The sequence below is a fragment of the Massilia sp. Dwa41.01b genome (genome assembly GCF_014171775.1).
Lineage (GTDB): Bacteria > Pseudomonadota > Gammaproteobacteria > Burkholderiales > Burkholderiaceae_D > Telluria.
Genome location: NZ_CP050454.1, coordinates 816,997 through 836,127, shown reverse-complemented (window position 1 = coordinate 836,127; position 19,131 = coordinate 816,997). Strand labels below are relative to the sequence as shown.

The 19,131-nt window shown below is 62.3% G+C and carries 10 protein-coding genes, 2 tRNA genes, 3 rRNA genes, 4 pseudogenes and 1 riboswitch; of the genes and pseudogenes, 12 read left to right on the top strand and 7 right to left on the bottom strand.

Features of this window, described 5'->3' with window-relative positions; genetic code table 11:
• The first annotated feature begins 1 nt into the window (after nucleotide 1).
• The 12 genes and pseudogenes from G4G28_RS03815 (at nucleotide 2) to G4G28_RS03765 (ending at nucleotide 11,000) form a co-directional block, all read left to right on the top strand.
• Nucleotides 2-508 (top strand): histidine phosphatase family protein, encoded by a 507-nt coding sequence (locus tag G4G28_RS03815; protein ID WP_374011281.1) that lies wholly within the window; start codon nucleotides 2-4, stop codon nucleotides 506-508.
• 18 nt (nucleotides 509-526) lie between these two features.
• A riboswitch (cobalamin riboswitch) is annotated at nucleotides 527-748 on the top strand.
• 63 nt (nucleotides 749-811) lie between these two features.
• Nucleotides 812-1,558, top strand: a complete 747-nt coding sequence (locus tag G4G28_RS25210; RefSeq protein WP_229507882.1) for a TonB-dependent receptor — start codon at nucleotides 812-814, stop codon at nucleotides 1,556-1,558.
• Nucleotides 1,543-2,721, top strand: a complete 1,179-nt coding sequence (locus G4G28_RS25205; RefSeq protein WP_229507881.1) for a TonB-dependent receptor domain-containing protein — start codon at nucleotides 1,543-1,545, stop codon at nucleotides 2,719-2,721. Before G4G28_RS25210 ends, G4G28_RS25205 begins: the two co-directional genes overlap by 16 nt.
• Nucleotides 2,722-2,750: 29 nt before the next feature.
• Nucleotides 2,751-3,760 (top strand): annotated as a pseudogene (locus G4G28_RS03805) (FecCD family ABC transporter permease).
• Between the two features lie 31 nt (nucleotides 3,761-3,791).
• The gene (cobO, locus tag G4G28_RS03800; RefSeq protein WP_182990902.1) at nucleotides 3,792-4,418 is read left to right on the top strand and encodes a cob(I)yrinic acid a,c-diamide adenosyltransferase; all 627 of its coding nucleotides are present in this window, start codon (nucleotides 3,792-3,794) and stop codon (nucleotides 4,416-4,418) included.
• A gap of 9 nt (nucleotides 4,419-4,427) precedes the next feature.
• Nucleotides 4,428-5,704 (top strand): annotated as a pseudogene (locus G4G28_RS03795) (cobyrinate a,c-diamide synthase).
• 1 nt (nucleotide 5,705) lies between these two features.
• Nucleotides 5,706-6,257: pseudogene (cobU, locus tag G4G28_RS03790) on the top strand (bifunctional adenosylcobinamide kinase/adenosylcobinamide-phosphate guanylyltransferase).
• Nucleotides 6,251-7,182 (top strand): annotated as a pseudogene (gene cbiB, locus G4G28_RS03785) (adenosylcobinamide-phosphate synthase CbiB); the annotation flags it as partial. The pseudogenes cobU and cbiB, both read left to right, overlap by 7 nt.
• A 12-nt stretch (nucleotides 7,183-7,194) precedes the next feature.
• Nucleotides 7,195-8,175: a threonine-phosphate decarboxylase CobD gene (cobD, locus tag G4G28_RS03780; RefSeq protein WP_183108431.1), complete on the top strand. Its 981-nt coding sequence runs from the start codon at nucleotides 7,195-7,197 to the stop codon at nucleotides 8,173-8,175.
• Nucleotides 8,172-9,038, top strand: a complete 867-nt coding sequence (locus tag G4G28_RS03775) for a cobalamin-binding protein (protein ID WP_182990901.1) — start codon at nucleotides 8,172-8,174, stop codon at nucleotides 9,036-9,038. The genes cobD and G4G28_RS03775 overlap by 4 nt, the downstream gene beginning before the upstream one ends.
• Nucleotides 9,035-10,489 carry a cobyric acid synthase gene (locus G4G28_RS03770; protein WP_229425437.1) on the top strand — a complete coding sequence of 485 codons (1,455 nt, stop codon included), beginning with the start codon at nucleotides 9,035-9,037 and terminating at the stop codon, nucleotides 10,487-10,489. Before G4G28_RS03775 ends, G4G28_RS03770 begins: the two co-directional genes overlap by 4 nt.
• A gap of 94 nt (nucleotides 10,490-10,583) precedes the next feature.
• Nucleotides 10,584-11,000 carry a DUF2061 domain-containing protein gene (locus tag G4G28_RS03765; protein WP_182990900.1) on the top strand — a complete coding sequence of 139 codons (417 nt, stop codon included), beginning with the start codon at nucleotides 10,584-10,586 and terminating at the stop codon, nucleotides 10,998-11,000.
• 145 nt (nucleotides 11,001-11,145) lie between these two features.
• On the opposite strand, the gene rrf is transcribed toward G4G28_RS03765, so the two are convergent.
• From rrf to G4G28_RS03730, 7 genes are all read right to left on the bottom strand, one after another.
• Nucleotides 11,146-11,258: ribosomal RNA gene (gene rrf, locus G4G28_RS03760) — 5S ribosomal RNA — on the bottom strand.
• 124 nt (nucleotides 11,259-11,382) lie between these two features.
• Nucleotides 11,383-14,258 (bottom strand): 23S ribosomal RNA (locus tag G4G28_RS03755).
• 249 nt (nucleotides 14,259-14,507) lie between these two features.
• Nucleotides 14,508-14,583: transfer RNA gene (locus G4G28_RS03750), tRNA-Ala, on the bottom strand.
• A 22-nt stretch (nucleotides 14,584-14,605) separates the two neighbouring features.
• Nucleotides 14,606-14,682 (bottom strand) — tRNA-Ile (locus G4G28_RS03745).
• An 88-nt stretch (nucleotides 14,683-14,770) separates the two neighbouring features.
• Nucleotides 14,771-16,301 (bottom strand): 16S ribosomal RNA (locus G4G28_RS03740).
• The 16S, 23S and 5S rRNA genes sit together here with 2 tRNA genes alongside, the layout of an rRNA operon.
• A gap of 387 nt (nucleotides 16,302-16,688) precedes the next feature.
• Nucleotides 16,689-17,720, bottom strand: coding sequence for an RNA 3'-terminal phosphate cyclase (gene rtcA, locus G4G28_RS03735; protein WP_182990899.1), 1,032 nt, complete (start codon nucleotides 17,718-17,720; stop codon nucleotides 16,689-16,691).
• 37 nt (nucleotides 17,721-17,757) lie between these two features.
• A complete protein-coding gene (locus G4G28_RS03730; RefSeq protein ID WP_182990898.1) occupies nucleotides 17,758-18,993 on the bottom strand; it encodes an RtcB family protein in 1,236 nt (411 codons plus the stop codon).
• Nucleotides 18,994-19,131 lie beyond the last annotated feature (138 nt).

Below are 19,131 nucleotides of genomic sequence, written 5' to 3'. Positions count from 1 at the left end.
TATGCTCCCCGGCCTGTGCTACGGCAGCAGCGATGTGGAGGCAGACGAAGCGCAGGCCATGCAGGTTCACGCTGCACTGCGCGCCCAAGGCCTGCCCGGCAGCATGCCTGTATATGCCAGCCCGCTGCGCCGCTGCGCCGAGCTGGCGCGCCGACTGGGCCCGGCGCCCGTGTTCGATGCACGCCTGTCCGAGATGGACTTCGGCAGCTGGGAGATGCGCAGCTGGGACGCAATTCCTCGCGCCGAAGTCGACGCCTGGGCCGCCGACCTGCTGCGCTACCGTCCCGGCGGCGGCGAAAGCGTGCTGCAGGTGGCAGAGCGGGTGGCGGCATTCCGGCGCGACCTGCGTGCGCGCGGCCACGCGCAAGCGCTGGTGCTCTGCCACGCCGGCACCATTCGCCTGTTGTCCGCCCTGCAGGGCGGCCAGTCACTCGAGATGGCCGCGCTGCAGGCGGCGAGTACCCCACACCAGGTCGGTTATGGCGAAGTCATCTTGCTGAAAGACTGACAACGCCGGGACGACACCGTATAATCGTCCTGTTTTGGTGCTCGCGCCTGTGTCCACAGGTGCAGTTAAACGGGAAACACGAAGCCTGCTTTGCAAGCCAACGTGTGCTGCCCCCGCAACGGTAAGCAAGTGCCGCGTTCACGCGGCAAACCGTCTACCCAGACCACTGTGCGTTTGCATGGGAAGGTCGGACGGCCCCACTTGCCAGCCCGGATACCGGCCAAAAGGTGGAGGCGCGCGTGCGCGCTTCTGTTCAATCTGGCCTACGGGGACGTGGGCTGGTTGTCCAACCCATACTTCGTCATGCACTTTCACCGTACCCGGCAAGCGGCCGCCTCGTCGCTTGTCTTCGCCATGCTTGCGCCTTTCGCGCAGGCCTCCGCCCACCCTTCCGCCGATGCCGTAACGGACGCCGTAACGGACGCCGTATCGGACGCCACCATCGATACCGTCGTCGTCACCGCGACACGCACGCCGCAACGCGCGGCCGACGTCATCGCCCAGACGACCGTCATCGAGGCTGAGGAAATCGCGCGCCTTGGGGCTGGCTCGGTCGCCGATGTGCTGCAGCGCCAGCCCGGCATCGAAATCACCCGCAACGGCAGTGCCGGCGCCAGCACCAGCGTCTACCTGCGCGGGGCCAACAGCAACCAGGTCGTCGTCCTGCTCGACGGCGTGCGCATCGGCTCGTCCACCAGCGGCGTCGCCAGCTGGAATGCGATTCCGCTGGAAGCGATCGAGCGCATCGAAGTCGTCTACGGGCCGCTGAGCACCTGTACGGTGCCGATGCGATCGGCGGCGTCATCCAGATCTTCACGCGCAAGGGTGAAGCCGGCCTGGCGGCCACCGCCGCGCTCGGCGCCGGCAGCGATGCCACACGCCAGGCCAGCGCCAGCATTGCCGGCGCCAGTGGTGGCGAGCATGCCGTCAGCTACGCGCTCGGGGCCGGTCACGAAGAATCCGAAGGCTTCTCCGCCACCAAACCGGGTGCCTTTGGCTACAACCCGGACGACGACGGCTACCGCCGCAGCAGCGTGCATGGCCGCGTAGGGGTCCTGCTCGCGCCTGGCCACGAAGCCGGCGTCCAGTTCCTGCACAGCCGCCTGCGCGCCCAGTACGACAGCGGTGCCGGCAGCTTCGACACGAACAATCGCCAGGACCTGAACAGCGCCTCGCTCCACATGAGCAACCGCTTCCTGCCGAACTGGCAGAGCACCGTGCAGCTGGCGCGCTCCGAGGACAAGCTGGGCAGCTTTGCCAACGCGACGGCCAGCGGCACCAGCCAGATCGACACCCGCCAGGACGAACTGACCTGGCAAAACACGATCACGCTCGGCACCGACCGCCTGCAGCTGCTGGCCGCCCATCGCAAGGAAGCGGTGGAAGCGAGCGCCACCCGCGCCTTGGGGCGCGAACGCATCACGAATTCCTATGCCGCGGCCTATGCGCTGCGCCGCGCGCGCCACCTGTTCGATGTCAGCGCGCGCCAGGACCGCTCGGACTACGGTGCCAGGAACACGGGTGCCGCCGGTTACGGCTACGACTTCGGCGGTGGATTGCGCGCCAGCGCCAGCGTCGGTACCAGTTTCCGCGCCCCGACCTTCAATGAGCTGTACTACCCGGGCTATGGGGTCGAATCGAACCAGCCGGAACGCGGCCGCAACGCCGAACTGGGCCTGCGCTACGACAGCTCCCTTGTCCAGTTGGACGCCACCTGGTTCCGTAACCGCCTGACCGACATGATCGTGACCGCTACGCCCTGCCCTGACCAGAGGGACGGCCGCACCGGGAGCTGCGCCTACAACGTGGCGTCGGCCACGCTCGAAGGCGTCACGCTGGCGGGCGGCACCCGCATCGGCGCGCTGAACCTGCGTGCTAGTCTCGACTGGCAGGATCCGCAGGATGAGGGCACCGGCAAGCGCCTGGCGCGCCGCGCCGGCAAGCATGCCAACTTCAGCGCCGCGTATCGCGCCGGCAGCCTGGACCTTGGTGCCGAATGGGTGCTGTCCGGCGAGCGCTTCGACGACGCGGCCAACCTGCGCCGTCTCGGCGGCTATGGCCTGCTCAACCTGTACGCGACCTGGCGCATCAATGCCGACTTCTCGCTGCTGGCACGCGTCAACAACGCCGCCGACAAGTCATACGAGCTGGCGCGCAACTATGGCAGCGGTGGCCGCAGCTGGTTCGCCGGCCTGCGCTACGGTATCCGTTAAGGTTGGCGCCTGTGAGCACGCCCCTCAGCCTGCCGCCGCAACGACGCGCCTTTCTAGTCACCGGTTCGCTGCTGCTGGTCGCCCTTGCCGCCCTGCTGTATGCGGGCATGACCGGTTCCATCGCGGTGGCGGTGGCCGAGGTACCGGCGGCGCTGGGCCAGCTGTTCGAGGGCCGGCCGCAGTCGCTGGCCGCCTCGCTGCTCGAGCTGCGTGCCGGGCGCGCACTGGTTGCCTTTGCCACCGGCAGTGCGCTGGCCCTGGCCGGGGTGCTGATGCAGGCCTTGCTGCGCAATCCCCTGGCCGACCCCCACATCCTCGGCATCTCGGCGGGCGCCTCCGTGGGCGCGCTGGCCGCGATGCTGTTGATGTGCGCGATGGCGACGGTGGAGATGGCGGCGGTCGGCGGCGCCATCGCCGTGTCGATGCTGCTGTATGCGCTGGCGCGGCACGACCTGCGCGGCGGCGCCGGCGCGGCTGGCGGCACGTCGACGCTGCTGCTCACGGGCGTCATCATTTCCTCGCTGTGCGTGGCCCTGATCACGCTGATGCTGTCGATTGCGCCCGAAAGCCGGCTGCGCAGCATGGTGTTCTGGATGATCGGCGACGTCGCCGGCGCACCAGTGCGCGCGCTGCCTGGATCGTGCTGGCGGGCGCGCTGCTGTTCGCCCTGCGCAATGCGCGCGGCATGAACGTGATGGCCCTGCATGCGGAAAGCGCGGTGACGCTGGGCGTGCAGGTCGGCAGCCTGCGGCGCTCGCTCTTTCTCGTTTCCGGGATCCTGACCGCCAGCGCCGTCACCAGCGCCGGATCGATCGGCTTCGTCGGCCTGATCGTGCCGCACGCCTGCCGCTTCGCCTTCGGTCCCGATCACCGGGTGCTGGTTCCCGCTGCCGCGCTTGCCGGCGGCAGTTTCCTGGTCCTGTGCGACACGCTCGCACGCACCGTCGTCGCGCCCCAGCAGCTGCCGGTCGGCGCCGTCACCGCCATCATCGGCGCCCCCATCTTTCTCTACCAATTGCATCGCCTGCGCCGCGGCTAGCGCCGGCACAGACACCCAACGGAGCCCCAGCATGAACGACATGACACCCGAACAGACGGCCGCCCTGAACGAACGCCACCGCGTGCGCATGGAGCGCAAGAAGGCCATCATCGACGCGCGCATCGCCGCGGCCGACAAGGAGATCGGCCTCATCATCGTCAACACCGGCAACGGCAAGGGCAAGAGCTCGAGCGCCTTCGGGATGGTGGCGCGCGCGCTCGGCCATGGCATGCGCGTGGGGGTGGTCCAGTTCATCAAGGGCGCGATGTCGACCGGCGAGGAACTGTTCCTGCGCCGCTTCCCCGAGGAGGTGAGCTTCCACGCCATGGGCGAAGGCTATACCTGGGAAACCCAGAACCGCGAACGCGACATGGCCAAGGCTGCAGAGGCCTGGGCGCAGGCGAAACGCTTCCTTGCCGACCCCGCGGTCAAGCTGGTCGTGCTCGACGAATTGAACATCGCCCTGAAGTACCGCTACCTCGACCTCGATACCGTCATCGGCGACCTGCTCGAGCGCCCGCCGCTGCAGCACGTCGTCATCACCGGCCGCGGCGCGCCGCCGGAACTGGTGGCGGTGGCCGATACCGTCACCGAGATGAACGTGGTGAAGCACGCTTTCGCGGCCGGCATCGTCGCCCAGGCGGGTACCGAATGGTAAGCGGCGCGCATGGTGCTGGTGGCGGCCATGGCCTCAGGCCAGGGCAAGACCACGGTCACGGCCGCCCTGGCACGCAGCCGGTACGGTCCGGCCAGCGCGTGCGCGTGTTCAAGTGCGGCCCGGATTTCATCGACCCGATGCTGCTCGAACGTGCCTGCGGCGCGCCAGTCCACACGCTCGACCTGTGGATGGTCGGCCTGGAGGAATGCCGGCGCCGCCTGGCCGAGGCCGCGCGCGAGGCCGACGCCGTGCTGGTGGAGGGTGTGATGGGCCTGTACGACGGCAACCCGTCGGCGGCGGACCTGGCGCGCGCATTCGACATGCCGGTGCTGGCCGTCATCGACGCTTCGGCGATGGCGCAAACGGCGGGCGCGGTGGCGCGCGGCCTGCGCGACTATGGCCCGGTGCAGCTGACCGGCGTGATCGCGAACCGCATCGCCAGTAGCGGGCACGCGCAGATGGTCGCGCAATCGCTGCGCGACATTGCGCTGCTCGGCGCGCTGGGGCGCCAGCCGACGCCGCTGCCCGAACGCCATCTCGGCCTGGTGCTGCCGAACGAACTACCGCAGCTCGACGCCCTGCTCGACGAGCTGGCCGATGCGCTGCAACTGGACGCGCTGGCGTGGGAGGCGCTACCGCGGCTGCTGCCGCAGGCCGATGCACCCGAGCCGATCGCGCCCCTGCTGGCGGGCCGCACCATCGCCATCGCGCGCGACGCGGCTTTCGCCTTCCTGTATCCGGCCAACCTCGATACCTTGCGCGCGCTCGGTGCCGAACTGGTCTTCTTCTCGCCGCTGGCGGACGATGCGGTTCCCGCGGCAGCCGATGCCGTCTACCTGCCCGGCGGATATCCGGAACTGCATGCGGCCACGCTGTCGAACGCAATGCGCTGGCGTGCCTCGATCCGTGCGGCACTGGATGCCGGCATGCCGATCCTGGCCGAATGCGGCGGCATGATGGCCCTGGCCGACGAGCTGGTCGACGCCGACGGCGCGCGCTGGCCGATGGCAGGCCTGCTGGCTGGCAGCGTCCAGATGCAACAGCGCCTGGCTGGCCTGGGTGCCCAGGCGCTGGCGACCGAGGCCGGCGAGCTGCGCGGCCATACTTTTCACTATTCGCGCATGGAGACGGCGCTGGCGCCAAGCGGGCACACGCGGCGCAATCCGTCCGGCACCGAGGGCGAAGCCGTGTACCGGGTCGGCTCGCTCACCGCCTCCTATTTCCACGGCTACTTCGCCTCGAACCCGCAGGCCGTGGCCAGCCTGTTCACGCGGGCCACGGCATGAGCTGCACCTGATCCTGGGCGGCGCCCGTTCCGGCAAGAGCGCGCTGGCCGAACGCATCGCGCACGAGGCCGGGCGGCCGGTGAGCTATATCGCTACCGCACAAGCAGGTGACGGCGAGATGCGGGCCCGCGTCGCCCTGCACCGCGCGCGGCGCCCGGGCCACTGGCGCACGGTCGAAGAAACGCTGGGACTGGCCGGCGCGCTGCGTACGGCCTGCGCGGACGATGGCCTGGTGATTGTCGACTGCCTGACGCTATGGCTGACCAACCTGATGCTGGCTGGCGGCGAGGCGGTGCCGGAGGTCGGCGCTTTGCTGCCGCCGCGTTTCGATACCGAGCGTACCGCCTTGCTCGACGCCCTCGACGCGGGCCTGCCCGGCGAGCTGCTGCTGGTATCGAACGAGGTCGGCATGGGGATCGTGCCGATGGGGCGCTCGCGCGCCGCTTCGCCGACGAAGCCGGCTGGCTGAACCAGGCGGTGGCCGCGCGGGCGGACCGGGTCATCCCTGGTGGCTGCCGGGTTGCCACTGGTGCTCAAGGGCGCGCCATGCTGAGCGGACTGTCCCTCGCGAACCTCGCCTGGCTGCTGATGCTGGGCGTGCTCCTCGACCTGCTGCTGGGGGAAGCGCGGCGCTGGCATCCGCTGGTCGGCTTCGGCAAGGTCGCGGGTCTGCTCGAGGACAGGTTAAATCGCGGCGCGTTGCGCATCGGACGCGGCGCCCGGGCTGGTCGCTGGCCGTGCTGCCGGCGACCGCGCTGGCAGGGGCCATCCTGTCCTGGCTGCCATCGGATATCAGCCTGCTCGGGCATGCGCTGCTGCTGTACTTTTGCCTGGGCCTGCGCAGCCTGCGCGAGCATACCTTGCCGATCCACGCGGCGCTGTGCGGCGGCGACTTGCCAAAAGCACGCATGCTGACCGGGCGTATCGTCAGCCGCGATACGGCGCACGAAGACGCCTCCAACCTGGCGCGCGCCGGGGCCGAGTCGCTGCTTGAAAACGGCAACGACGCCGTCTTCGGCACCCTGTTCTGGTTCCTGCTGGCCGGCGGGCCCGGTGCACTGCTATTCCGCCTGGCGAATACGCTCGACGCCATGTGGGGCTACCGCAATGAACGCTACAACCTGTTCGGCAGGATGGCTGCACGCGTGGACGATGCACTCAACTTCGTGCCGGCACGCCTGACCGCCCTCACCTATCTGCTGCTGGCGCCCGCCGGCGGCCAGCTGCGCGCCTGGCATTGCTGGCGCACCCGGGCGCCCGCATGGAGCAGTCCGAACGCCGGGCCGGTAATGGCCAGCGGCGCGGGAGCCCTCGGCATCGCGCTCGGCGGCGCCGCCCGGTATGGCGGCGTATTGGAAGATCGCCCGCCGCTGGGAATCGGTCCCGCGGCGGCACCTGCAGATATCCTGCGCGCCTGGCAGCTGGTGCTGCGCGGCGTCGTCCTGTGGCTGGCCGCATTTGCCTGCCTGGCCCTGCTGGCCGGGGGATGCATGCTTGAACACGGCGGCAACCTGCGCGAGGCGATGCGGCTTCACCCACGCAGCGACTGGATCGACCTCTCCACCGGTATCAATCCCCGGGGATATCCGGTGGCCCCGCCTTCACCATCTGCCTGGCACCGTTTGCCGGAAGCCGATCCTGCGCTGGTGCGGGCGGCCTGCCGCTATTACGGCGCTGTCGACATGCTGCCGGTCGCGGGCACGCAGGCGGCCATTCAGGCGCTGCCGCGCCTGCGCGTGCATTCGCGCGTAACGGTGTCGGCGCCCTCGTATGCCGAGCATGCGCATCACTGGTCCCGGCACGGACACACGCTGCGCCAGGTGAATTACGCGCACCTTGGCGAAGCCGTCGACAGCAGCGACGTACTTGTCGTCTGCAATCCCAACAACCCGACCGGCGAGACGGTCGCGCCGGAGCAGCTGCGCGAATGGGCGGCTCGGCTGCAGCGGCGCGGCGGCTGGCTTGTCGTCGACGAGGCCTTTGGCGACACGCAGCCGGAAGGGAGCGTCGCCGCACTGGCTTACCAGCCGGGGTTGATCGTGCTGCGCTCGATCGGCAAATTCTTCGGCCTGGCCGGGCTGCGCCTCGGTTTCGTGGCGGCCGAGCGCGCGCTGTTGGGCGAGCTGGCCGACCTGCTCGGTCCCCGGGCCGTCAGCGGACCGGCCCAGTCGATTGCCCTGCAGGCGCTGGATGACGAGGCATGGCAGGCGACCATGCGTGCACGACTGGCGACAGCGGGCGGATTGATGCGCGAGCTGCTGCGGTCGCACGGAATCGAAGCAGCGGGCACGGACCTTTTTTACTACTGGCCGGAAGCACGGCCGGAAGCCTTCCACGCGCACCTGGCGGAGCGCGGCATCTGGTGCCGCCTGTTCCGGGACGCCGCGCGCGGTATCCGGCTCGGTCTGCCGGCGAACGAAGACGAATGGCTGCGCCTGGCGCGCGCCCTGGATGAATGGAGCTACCCATGAAGCGATGTATTTTGCTGGCCAGCCTGGCGATCAGCACTGCCGCAGCGGCGGTAACGGTGCGCGACGACGCGGGCAATGCCGTTACCCTCAACAAGCCGGCGCTGCGCGTGATCTCGATGGCGCCCCACGTGACCGAACTGCTGTTCGCGGCCGGCGGCGGCGAGCGCATCGTTGGCGCCGTCGACTACAGCGATTACCCGGAAGCGGCCAAGCGCATCCCGCGCATCGGCTCGAACCGCGAGGTCGACATCGAGCGGGTCATGGCCCTGAAACCCGACCTGATCGTGGCCTGGATGCACGGCAGCTCGGAGCGCCAGATCGACATGGTGCGTCAGCTCGGCATCCCTGTGTACCACAGCGACCCGCAGTCGCTCGAGGGCATACCTGAAGCGGTGGCGCGCCTTGGCCAGCTGATGGGGACCGAGGACAAGGCGCGTCCGGCGGCGGCCGCGCTGCGTCAGCAACTGGCGGCGCTACGGGCCCGATATGCAGGCCGTCCCACTGTGCGCGCCTTCTATCAGGTGTGGGACAAGCCACTCTATACGCTCAACGGCAGGCATATCGTCACCGACGCGCTGCGCCTGTGCGGCGGCGCGAACATCTTCGACAAGCTGCCCATCACCGCACCGGTTGTCACGGTCGAAAGCGTGCTGCAGGCCGATCCGGAAGCCATTTTCGGTACCGCCGAAAAGGACTACGGCGGCGTGAACCTGTGGCGCCAGTACCCGACCATGACGGCGGTGCGCAATGCGAACCTGTTCACCGTCGACGGCAACCTGCTCAACCGCGCGGGACCGCGCATGATAGCCGGCGCCGCCGCCATGTGCGAAAAGCTGGACCTGGCACGGCAGCACCGCAAATGAGGCGCCTCCCTGTGCAGACCCTGATGGTGCAGGGTACGACGTCGGACGCCGGCAAGAGCACGGTCGTCGCGGCCCTGTGCCGGGCACTGTACCGCGAAGGCGTGCGCGTGGTGCCATTCAAGCCGCAGAACATGGCGCTCAACAGCGCGGTGACGGAGGATGGCGGCGAGATCGGCCGCGCCCAGGCGCTGCAGGCGATTGCTGCCGGGCTGGCACCGCATACCGACATGAATCCGGTACTTCTGAAACCCTCGAGCGATACCGGCGCCCAGGTCATCATCCACGGCCGTGCGCGGGCGCAGATGGATGCACGCGACTACCACCAGTACAAAACCGTGGCCATGGCGGCGGTGCTGGAATCGCATGCGCGCCTGTGTGCGCAGTATGAATGCGTGATCGTCGAAGGGGCCGGCAGTCCGGCCGAGATCAACTTGCGCGAGCGCGACATCGCCAACATGGGCTTTGCCGAAGCGGTGGATTGCCCGGTGATCCTGGTGGCGGACATCGACCGCGGCGGCGTGTTTGCCCACCTCGTCGGGACGCTGTCCTGTCTGTCGGAGAGCGAACGCGCCCGCATCGTGGGTTTTGTCATCAACCGTTTTCGCGGCGATATCGCCCTCCTCGAGCCTGGGCTGGACTGGCTGGAACGGCAGACCGGCAAGCCGGTGCTGGCGGTACTGCCCTACCTGCATGGGTTGTACCTGGACGCCGAAGACGCTGTGCAGCCGATGCAGGCCGGGCGCGGCGCCTTCAGGGTGATCCTGCCGAGCCTGCCCCGCATGAGCAACCATACCGATTTCGATGCGCTGCGCGTGCATCCCGACGTCGACCTGCGCTTCGTACGCGAGGGCGAAGCGATCCCGCCCGCTGACCTCATCATCCTCCCCGGTAGCAAGAACACGCGGGGCGACCTCGCCTGGCTGCGGGCGCAAGGATGGCACGGGGCGATCGCGCGGCACCTGCGCTATGGGGGAAAGCTGATCGGCATTTGCGGTGGCTTCCAGATGCTCGGCACGCAGATTCGCGATCCGCATGGAGTGGAAGGTGCTGGCGGGAGCTCTCCAGGGCTTGGACTGCTGGAACTTGAAACCGTCATGGAAAGCGACAAGCGTTTACAGCAGGTCAGCGGTGTCTGTGCCTTTGAAGAAACGGCGCGCGTCGAGGGCTATGAAATCCACATGGGTGTGTCGAGCGGGAATGCCCTCGCCAGGCCTGCTTTCCTCATCGCCGGTCGCGCCGAGGGTGCGTTATCGGCGGACGGCCAGATCCTCGGCAGCTACCTGCATGGTTTGTTCGACCATCCTGATGCGGGCGCTGCACTGCTACGCTGGGCTGGCGCACGCACGCATGAACGCGTCGACCCGCGCCGATTGCGCGAGGCGAGCCTGGACCGCCTTGCCGATACGGTGGAGCCGCTGATGAAACGCTTGCGAGAAATACTCAGAAAATAGCACTAGACTATCGACTTCTTCGCGTTAATTTATTTTATCTTCTATGTGAGAATGGCTATCATTTGCTCCTGTTTGTCAGGAATGGAGCAGCACAATGATGACCGCGGCAAAACGACTCAGCCAGGTGGCGGCGCACATGGGTATCGGCTATGCGCTCGCGTACGCCATGACGGGTTCGCCGATCGTCGGTGGCCTGGCGATGCTGATCGAGCCAGCCGTCAACGTCATGCTGCTGCCCTGGCATGAAGCGGCATGGGCGAAATGGCGTCGCCTGGCCGGCGCCGCGGGCGCACAGGTTGCCGCGGTAGCAGCCGAAAAGCTCAGCCAGACGGCATTTCACGCAGCGATTGCCTTTGGGGTGATGTTCATTGCCACCGGTTCGTTTGCGATGGGTGGCATTGCCGCGGTAGTCGAGCCAATATGTAATGTGCTCATCCTTCCACTGCACGACCGCCTCTGGCTTCATTTCGAACGTGCGATCCTGGACAATGGCCGCTTGCAGGGAGGCTGACGCACCTGTCATTGCAAATACGGCCGCCCCAAACGCAAGAGACCCCGCGGAGGTGAGGGTCCGCAGTATGGACCTGACCCGGCGGGGTTTTCAAGACGAAAAAAAACCCGCTGATCGCAATCAGCGGGTTTTTCTCTTATAACTAGCCTGACGATAACCTACTTTCACACTGGTTGCAGCACTATCATCGGCGCAAAGTCGTTTCACGGTCCTGTTCGGGATGGGAAGGGGTGGGACCGACTTGCTATGGTCATCAGGCATGACTTGTACGAGCATCGTTTCCGCAATCGGTAACGCTGCTCTGAATCTGGAAGAAGTAAGTGGTAGCAGCTGTATCAACAAACAGCGCTGTATTCTTGAATCTACATCCTGCTAAGGTTATAGGGACAAGCCGTACGGGCAATTAGTACTGGTTAGCTTAATGCATTACTGCACTTCCACACCCAGCCTATCAACGTCCTGGTCTCGAACGACCCTTCAAGGAGCTCAAGGCTCCGGGAAATCTCATCTCAAGGCAAGTTTCCCGCTTAGATGCTTTCAGCGGTTATCTCTTCCGAACTTAGCTACCCGGCAATGCCACTGGCGTGACAACCGGTACACCAGAGGTTCGTCCACTCCGGTCCTCTCGTACTAGGAGCAGCCCCCTTCAAATTTCCAACGCCCACGGCAGATAGGGACCAAACTGTCTCACGACGTTTTAAACCCAGCTCACGTACCACTTTAAATGGCGAACAGCCATACCCTTGGGACCGGCTACAGCCCCAGGATGTGATGAGCCGACATCGAGGTGCCAAACTCCCCCGTCGATATGAACTCTTGGGAGGAATCAGCCTGTTATCCCCAGAGTACCTTTTATCCGTTGAGCGATGGCCCTTCCATACAGAACCACCGGATCACTATGTCCTACTTTCGTACCTGCTCGACTTGTCGGTCTCGCAGTTAAGCACGCTTATGCCATTGCACTATTAGCACGATGTCCGACCGTACCTAGCGTACCTTCGAACTCCTCCGTTACACTTTAGGAGGAGACCGCCCCAGTCAAACTGCCTACCATGCACTGTCCCCGATCCGGATAACGGACCAAGGTTAGAACCTCAAACAAACCAGGGTGGTATTTCAAGGATGGCTCCACGAGAACTGGCGTCCCCGCTTCAAAGCCTCCCACCTATCCTACACAGATTGGTTCAAAGTCCAATGCAAAGCTACAGTAAAGGTTCATGGGGTCTTTCCGTCTAGCCGCGGGTAGATTGCATCATCACAAACATTTCAACTTCGCTGAGTCTCGGGAGGAGACAGTGTGGCCATCGTTACGCCATTCGTGCAGGTCGGAACTTACCCGACAAGGAATTTCGCTACCTTAGGACCGTTATAGTTACGGCCGCCGTTTACTGGGACTTCAATCAAGAGCTTGCACCCCATCATTTAATCTTCCAGCACCGGGCAGGCGTCACACCCTATACGTCCACTTTCGTGTTTGCAGAGTGCTGTGTTTTTATTAAACAGTCGCAGCCACCAGTTTATTGCAACCCTTTCGCCCTTCCACAGTAAAGTGGTCAAGCTACCGGGGCGTACCTTTTCCCGAAGTTACGGTACCAATTTGCCGAGTTCCTTCTCCCGAGTTCTCTCAAGCGCCTTAGAATACTCATCTCGCCCACCTGTGTCGGTTTGCGGTACGGTCTCGTATGACTGAAGCTTAGAGGCTTTTCTTGGAACCACTTCCGATTGCTTCGCAGCACAAGGCCGCTCGTCCCACTCCCTTGAATTACGCACCCGGATTTGCCTAAGTGCCTTCTATGAAGCAGAAACTGACTATTCCAACAGTCAGACAACCTTCCGCGATCCGTCCCCCCATCGCATCATACGACGGTGCAGGAATATTAACCTGCTTCCCATCAGCTACGCATCTCTGCCTCGCCTTAGGGGCCGACTCACCCTGCTCCGATGAACGTTGAACAGGAAACCTTGGGCTTACGGCGTGCGGGCTTTTCACCCGCATTATCGCTACTCATGTCAGCATTCGCACTTCTGATACCTCCAGCATCCTTTACAAGACACCTTCGCAGGCTTACAGAACGCTCTCCTACCATATCCAATAAAGGATATCCGCAGCTTCGGTGACTGGCTTAGCCCCGTTACATCTTCCGCGCAGGACGACTCGATCAGTGAGCTATTACGCTTTCTTTAAATGATGGCTGCTTCTAAGCCAACATCCTGACTGTTTTAGCCTTCCCACTTCGTTTTCCACTTAGCCAATCTTTGGGACCTTAGCTGGCGGTCTGGGTTGTTTCCCTCTTGACGCCGGACGTTAGCACCCGACGTCTGTCTCCCAAGCTCGCACTCATCGGTATTCGGAGTTTGCAATGGTTTGGTAAGTCGCAATGACCCCCTAGCCATAACAGTGCTCTACCCCCGATGGTGATACTTGAGGCACTACCTAAATAGTTTTCGGAGAGAACCAGCTATTTCCAAGTTTGTTTAGCCTTTCACCCCTACCCACAGCTCATCCCCTAATTTTTCAACATTAGTGGGTTCGGACCTCCAGGGCGTGTTACCGCACCTTCATCCTGGCCATGGGTAGATCACTTGGTTTCGGGTCTACACCCAGCGACTGTCGCCCTGTTCGGACTCGATTTCTCTACGGCTCCCCTATTCGGTTAACCTCGCCACTGAATGTAAGTCGCTGACCCATTATACAAAAGGTACGCCGTCACGGAACAAGTCCGCTCCGACTGTTTGTATGCACACGGTTTCAGGATCTATTTCACTCCCCTCCCGGGGTTCTTTTCGCCTTTCCCTCACGGTACTGGTTCACTATCGGTCGATTACGAGTATTTAGCCTTGGAGGATGGTCCCCCCATGTTCAGACAGGATTTCTCGTGTCCCGCCCTACTTGTCGTACGCTTAGTACCACCGTCTGAATTTCGTGTAAGGGGCTATCACCCTCTATGGCCGGAGTTTCCAATCCGTTCCACTATCCAGTCGACTATCACGTACAGGCTCTTCCCATTTCGCTCGCCACTACTTTGGGAATCTCGGTTGATTTCTTTTCCTGCAGCTACTTAGATGTTTCAGTTCGCCGCGTTCGCTTTGCATGCCTATGTATTCAGCATGCAATGACCTAAAAGGCCGGGTTTCCCCATTCGGAAATCTGCGGATCAAAGTGTGTTTGCTCACTCCCCGCAGCTTATCGCAAGCTACTACGTCCTTCATCGCCTGTAATCGCCAAGGCATCCACCATGTGCACTTATTCGCTTGTCCCTATAACGTTAGCCCCTGGTTCGCACCAGGGAGCGTCATAGTTCAAGGAGTACAGCTTGTTGCATGTTTGTTGATACTTTTACTACTACCCTAAGTGTGCATTTTTACATGCACGCTTAAAAAAACTTTACTTCTTCCAGATTGTTAAAGAACAGAACAACAGTGATCTCTAAAAGACCAAACCTAAGCGGCAGTCTTCAACGACTTGCTTACGTTTGTACTTTCAGGCTCTTCGATACTACCAAGTGGTGGTGGAGGATGACGGGATCGAACCGACGACCCCCTGCTTGCAAAGCAGGTGCTCTCCCAGCTGAGCTAATCCCCCTTATCGGATACTTCCAATAACTTGGTAGGGCTGGTTGGACTCGAACCAACGACCCCCGCGTTATCAACACGGTGCTCTAACCAGCTGAGCTACAGCCCCGAAACTGTGTTCTTCTTGTTCAACAGTCGATAAGTGCGGACGCTTGATGATGAGTTCAGTTTTGAGGCTGACTCCGGTGCTACTCTAGAAAGGAGGTGATCCAGCCGCACCTTCCGATACGGCTACCTTGTTACGACTTCACCCCAGTCACGAATCCTACCGTGGTAAGCGCCCCCCTTGCGGTTAAGCTACCTACTTCTGGTAAAACCCGCTCCCATGGTGTGACGGGCGGTGTGTACAAGACCCGGGAACGTATTCACCGCGGCATGCTGATCCGCGATTACTAGCGATTCCAACTTCACGCAGTCGAGTTGCAGACTGCGATCCGGACTACGATACACTTTCTGGGATTAGCTCCCCCTCGCGGGTTGGCGGCCCTCTGTATGTACCATTGTATGACGTGTGAAGCCCTACCCATAAGGGCCATGAGGACTTGACGTCATCCCCACCTTCCTCCGGTTTGTCACCGGCAGTCTCATTAGAGTGCTCTTGCGTAGCAACTAATGACAAGGGTTGCGCTCGTTGCGGGACTTAACCCAACATCTCACGACACGAGCTGACGACAGCCATGCAGCACCTGTGTTCAGGTTCCCTTTCGGGCACTCCCTGATCTCTCAAGGATTCCTGACATGTCAAGGGTAGGTAAGGTTTTTCGCGTTGCATCGAATTAATCCACATCATCCACCGCTTGTGCGGGTCCCCGTCAATTCCTTTGAGTTTTAATCTTGCGACCGTACTCCCCAGGCGGTCTACTTCACGCGTTAGCTGCGTTACCAAGTTAATTAAAACCCGACAACTAGTAGACATCGTTTAGGGCGTGGACTACCAGGGTATCTAATCCTGTTTGCTCCCCACGCTTTCGTGCATGAGCGTCAATCTTGACCCAGGGGGCTGCCTTCGCCATCGGTGTTCCTCCACATCTCTACGCATTTCACTGCTACACGTGGAATTCTACCCCCCTCTGCCAGATTCAAGCCTTGCAGTCTCCATCGCAATTCCCAGGTTGAGCCCGGGGCTTTCACGACAGACTTACAAAACCGCCTGCGCACGCTTTACGCCCAGTAATTCCGATTAACGCTTGCACCCTACGTATTACCGCGGCTGCTGGCACGTAGTTAGCCGGTGCTTATTCTTCAGGTACCGTCATTAGCAGAGGATATTAGCCTCTACCGTTTCTTCCCTGACAAAAGAGCTTTACAACCCGAAGGCCTTCTTCACTCACGCGGCATTGCTGGATCAGGCTTGCGCCCATTGTCCAAAATTCCCCACTGCTGCCTCCCGTAGGAGTCTGGACCGTGTCTCAGTTCCAGTGTGGCTGGTCGTCCTCTCAGACCAGCTACTGATCGTCGCCTTGGTAGGCCTTTACCCTACCAACTAGCTAATCAGATATCGGCCGCTCCAGGAGCACAAGGCCTTGCGGTCCCCTGCTTTCATCCTTAGATCGTATGCGGTATTAGCGTAACTTTCGCTACGTTATCCCCCACTCTTGGGTACGTTCCGATATATTACTCACCCGTTCGCCACTCGCCGCCAGGGTTGCCCCCGCGCTGCCGTTCGACTTGCATGTGTAAAGCATGCCGCCAGCGTTCAATCTGAGCCAGGATCAAACTCTTCAGTTCAATCTCTGTTTGTTGACACTTTCGTGTCATCCGCTATTGCTAGCGGAGTCGCCCACTCAAGATACTGACCGTCGCTCATTGCTGAGCAACGTTAATACTTTTGTGAACATTTGATAATTTAAGTAATCAGCTGAACTAGTCAGCTGGCACCTTCATCAAACGCCCACACTTATCGACTGTTAATTGTTAAAGAACTTTATTCGGTACTGCCTTGCTGCTTTGTCGCGAATCGTTTTGTTCGTCAGCAGCAGAGAAGTGAGATTATGCAGTGTTTCGTTTGCGTCGTCAACTTCTTTTTTCCTCTTCGTCGCCTGTTGCATACTTAACTAGTTGATTTCGTTAACGTTTTGCATCAGCGCCGAAGCGGAGGCGAACTATAGCAAACGCTCACCCGGCTTGGCAAGTGCTTTCGATTGCACAGGTATACCCCCGCTCCCCGGCTGCGAACGATACCGACACCGGAAGGAAACGCTCGATCACGGCCGCGTTCGTGCTGGCGTGACCGGAAACGGTGGATGTCGTGAACCGGCCACCTCCGGCCAACGCCATCGGCAACATCAACTGGTCGGCCAGGTGTTCGCCCACGGCCGCGCCCGAGGCCAGGTAGGCACGCGCTTCGGATGCCGCATGGCGCGCCACGGTCTCGGCGCTGACGCCTTTGGCGCCAAAGCCGGCAAACACTTCGGTGACCGCCTCATGTTCGACGGTGATGAGCAAAGCGTTGCCCGGCCCCTGCTCGCGCGGCAGTTGGCGCATGTGCAACTGCGCCTCTTCCCACTTCAGGATTTTTGCAACCGTGTCCAGCTCTCGCGTGCCGACACTTGCTGGAATGCCGGCAAAATATGCCTGCGCCTGCCCGCTCACCAGGCGCCCTGGCGCCATCAGCTCAATCCGGCCTAGTCTCGCGCATGGCTTGATGCTTGCTGCGACACTGCCTCCGCCGGCCGGATAAAAGCCGTAACGCAGAAGTTCGATCTCTACCTCCGCACCCATGGATGCCAACAATGGGCAGTAAGCCAGCTGCAGGAACTGTACCGGGGGCGCCATGGCGTTATGTGTGCCGCCACTGATGCGAATGGTCGATGGACCGTCTGCATGCAGCAAGGCGAGCATCAGGGTTTGCAAGACCAGCGTGCAGCTGCCGGCCGTGCCGATCGCGAACTGGTAATCGCCCGCGCGTATCCGCCCAGGCGTAAAGGTCAGCTCGGTCGAGCCAACCTGCGCATGGGTGACAGTCGCGCCGCTTACCTCGGCCGCCGCCTGGACCGCCACCAGGTGCTGACGCATCAATCCGGGTTTGGGCCGGTTCGCCCTGATATTCGCGATATGGAAAGGCTGCCCGGTAATCATGGACAGGGTCAAGGCCGTGCGCAGTATCTGGCCGCCGCCTTCGCCGGTGGCGCCATCGAGTTCTATCATTTTTTACATCCCATTTCTTATTGTTATAGGGCGAACGTCAACCTTTGACGCACACCACCTGCTTGAGCGTATGCACCACCTCGACCAGGTCGCGCTGGGCATGCATCACCGCGTCGATATCCTTGTAAGCCATCGGAATTTCGTCGATGACATCGGCATCCTTGCGACATTCGACACCTTCCGTCGCCCGTACCTGGTCATCGAGCGTAAAACGGCGCTTCGCCTCGTTGCGGCTCATGGTACGCCCGGCCCCATGGCTGCAGCTATTAAAACTGTCCGGATTCCCTTTGCCGCGTACGATAAAACTCTTCGCGCCCATCGAGCCCGGAATGATGCCCAGTTCGCCCGCACGTGCCGACACCGCGCCTTTGCGGGTGACTAGCACCTCGCGCCCGAAGTGCTCTTCCTTCTGCACATAATTGTGGTGGCAGTTCACTGCTTCCACTTGCGTCTCGAAGGGCTTGGTGATCACCGTGCGCACGGCTGCGATCAGGTTCCGCATCATGACCTCGCGATTCGTGCGCGCGAATTTCTGCGCCCAGCTTACCGCGTCGACGTAATCGTCATAGTGCTGCGTGCCTTCCGCCAGATACGCCAGGTCCTCGTCGGGCAGGTTGATGAAATGGCGGCGCATGTCCTGTTTGGCCAATTCGATGAAATAGGTGCCGATCGCGTTACCCACGCCGCGCGACCCCGAGTGGAGCATGAACCAGACAAACCCCACCTCGTCCAGGCAGACTTCGACGAAGTGATTACCTCCGCCGAGCGTACCCAGGTGACGATGGTTATTCGTATTGCGCAGCCGCGGCGTTTTGAGGCAGATCGTATCGAATTCTTCAGCCAATTGGGCCCAAGCAGCGTCGACGGCCTGCGGCGGCGTGTTCCATGAACCCTGGTCGCGGCCACGGAATCCACGGGTCTTCGGCGACATGCCGTGCGGGATCGCGCGCTCGATTGCAGTACGCAAGGGGTTCAAACTGTCCGGCAGATCGTTCGCCGTCAGGGTGGTCTTCGCCGCCATCATGCCGCACCCGATATCCACGCCCACGGCCGCGGGAATGATCGCGCCCAGCGTTGGCACAACGGAACCGATGGTCGACCCTTTACCGAGGTGGACATCGGGCATCACGGCGATGTGCTTGTACACGAAGGGCATCTTCGCGGTGTTCGTCAGCTGCTGCTTTGCCGCCTCTTCGACCGGCACGCCGCGGGTCCACATCTTCAGGTGGCGGCCATCGGGAACATCCATCACATCGTAGTCTTGATTTTTCATTCTGCGTTCTCGTCTTATTGAAGGGACTGCGCCCAGGTTGTCGTTTTCGTGTTGTACCTCTTCTATTGCAAACACTGTGCCAGCACCTTGCCAGAGCCCCACCCTCTTCATATAAGTGCTTGTTATTGCTGCGTTTTT

Bases quoted from the DNA above. Each gene is read 5' to 3' on its own strand.
- G4G28_RS03815 (WP_374011281.1), top strand. From the start codon at position 2: ATGCTCCCCGGCCTGTGCTACGGCAGCAGCGATGTGGAGGCAGACGAA.
- G4G28_RS25210 (WP_229507882.1), top strand. From the start codon at position 812: ATGCACTTTCACCGTACCCGGCAAGCGGCCGCCTCGTCGCTTGTCTTC.
- cobO (WP_182990902.1), top strand. From the start codon at position 3,792: ATGAACGACATGACACCCGAACAGACGGCCGCCCTGAACGAACGCCAC.
- cobD (WP_183108431.1), top strand. From the start codon at position 7,195: ATGCTTGAACACGGCGGCAACCTGCGCGAGGCGATGCGGCTTCACCCA.
- G4G28_RS03775 (WP_182990901.1), top strand. From the start codon at position 8,172: ATGAAGCGATGTATTTTGCTGGCCAGCCTGGCGATCAGCACTGCCGCA.
- G4G28_RS03770 (WP_229425437.1), top strand. From the start codon at position 9,035: ATGAGGCGCCTCCCTGTGCAGACCCTGATGGTGCAGGGTACGACGTCG.
- G4G28_RS03765 (WP_182990900.1), top strand. From the start codon at position 10,584: ATGATGACCGCGGCAAAACGACTCAGCCAGGTGGCGGCGCACATGGGT.
- rtcA (WP_182990899.1), bottom strand. From the start codon at position 17,720: ATGATAGAACTCGATGGCGCCACCGGCGAAGGCGGCGGCCAGATACTG.
- G4G28_RS03730 (WP_182990898.1), bottom strand. From the start codon at position 18,993: ATGAAAAATCAAGACTACGATGTGATGGATGTTCCCGATGGCCGCCAC.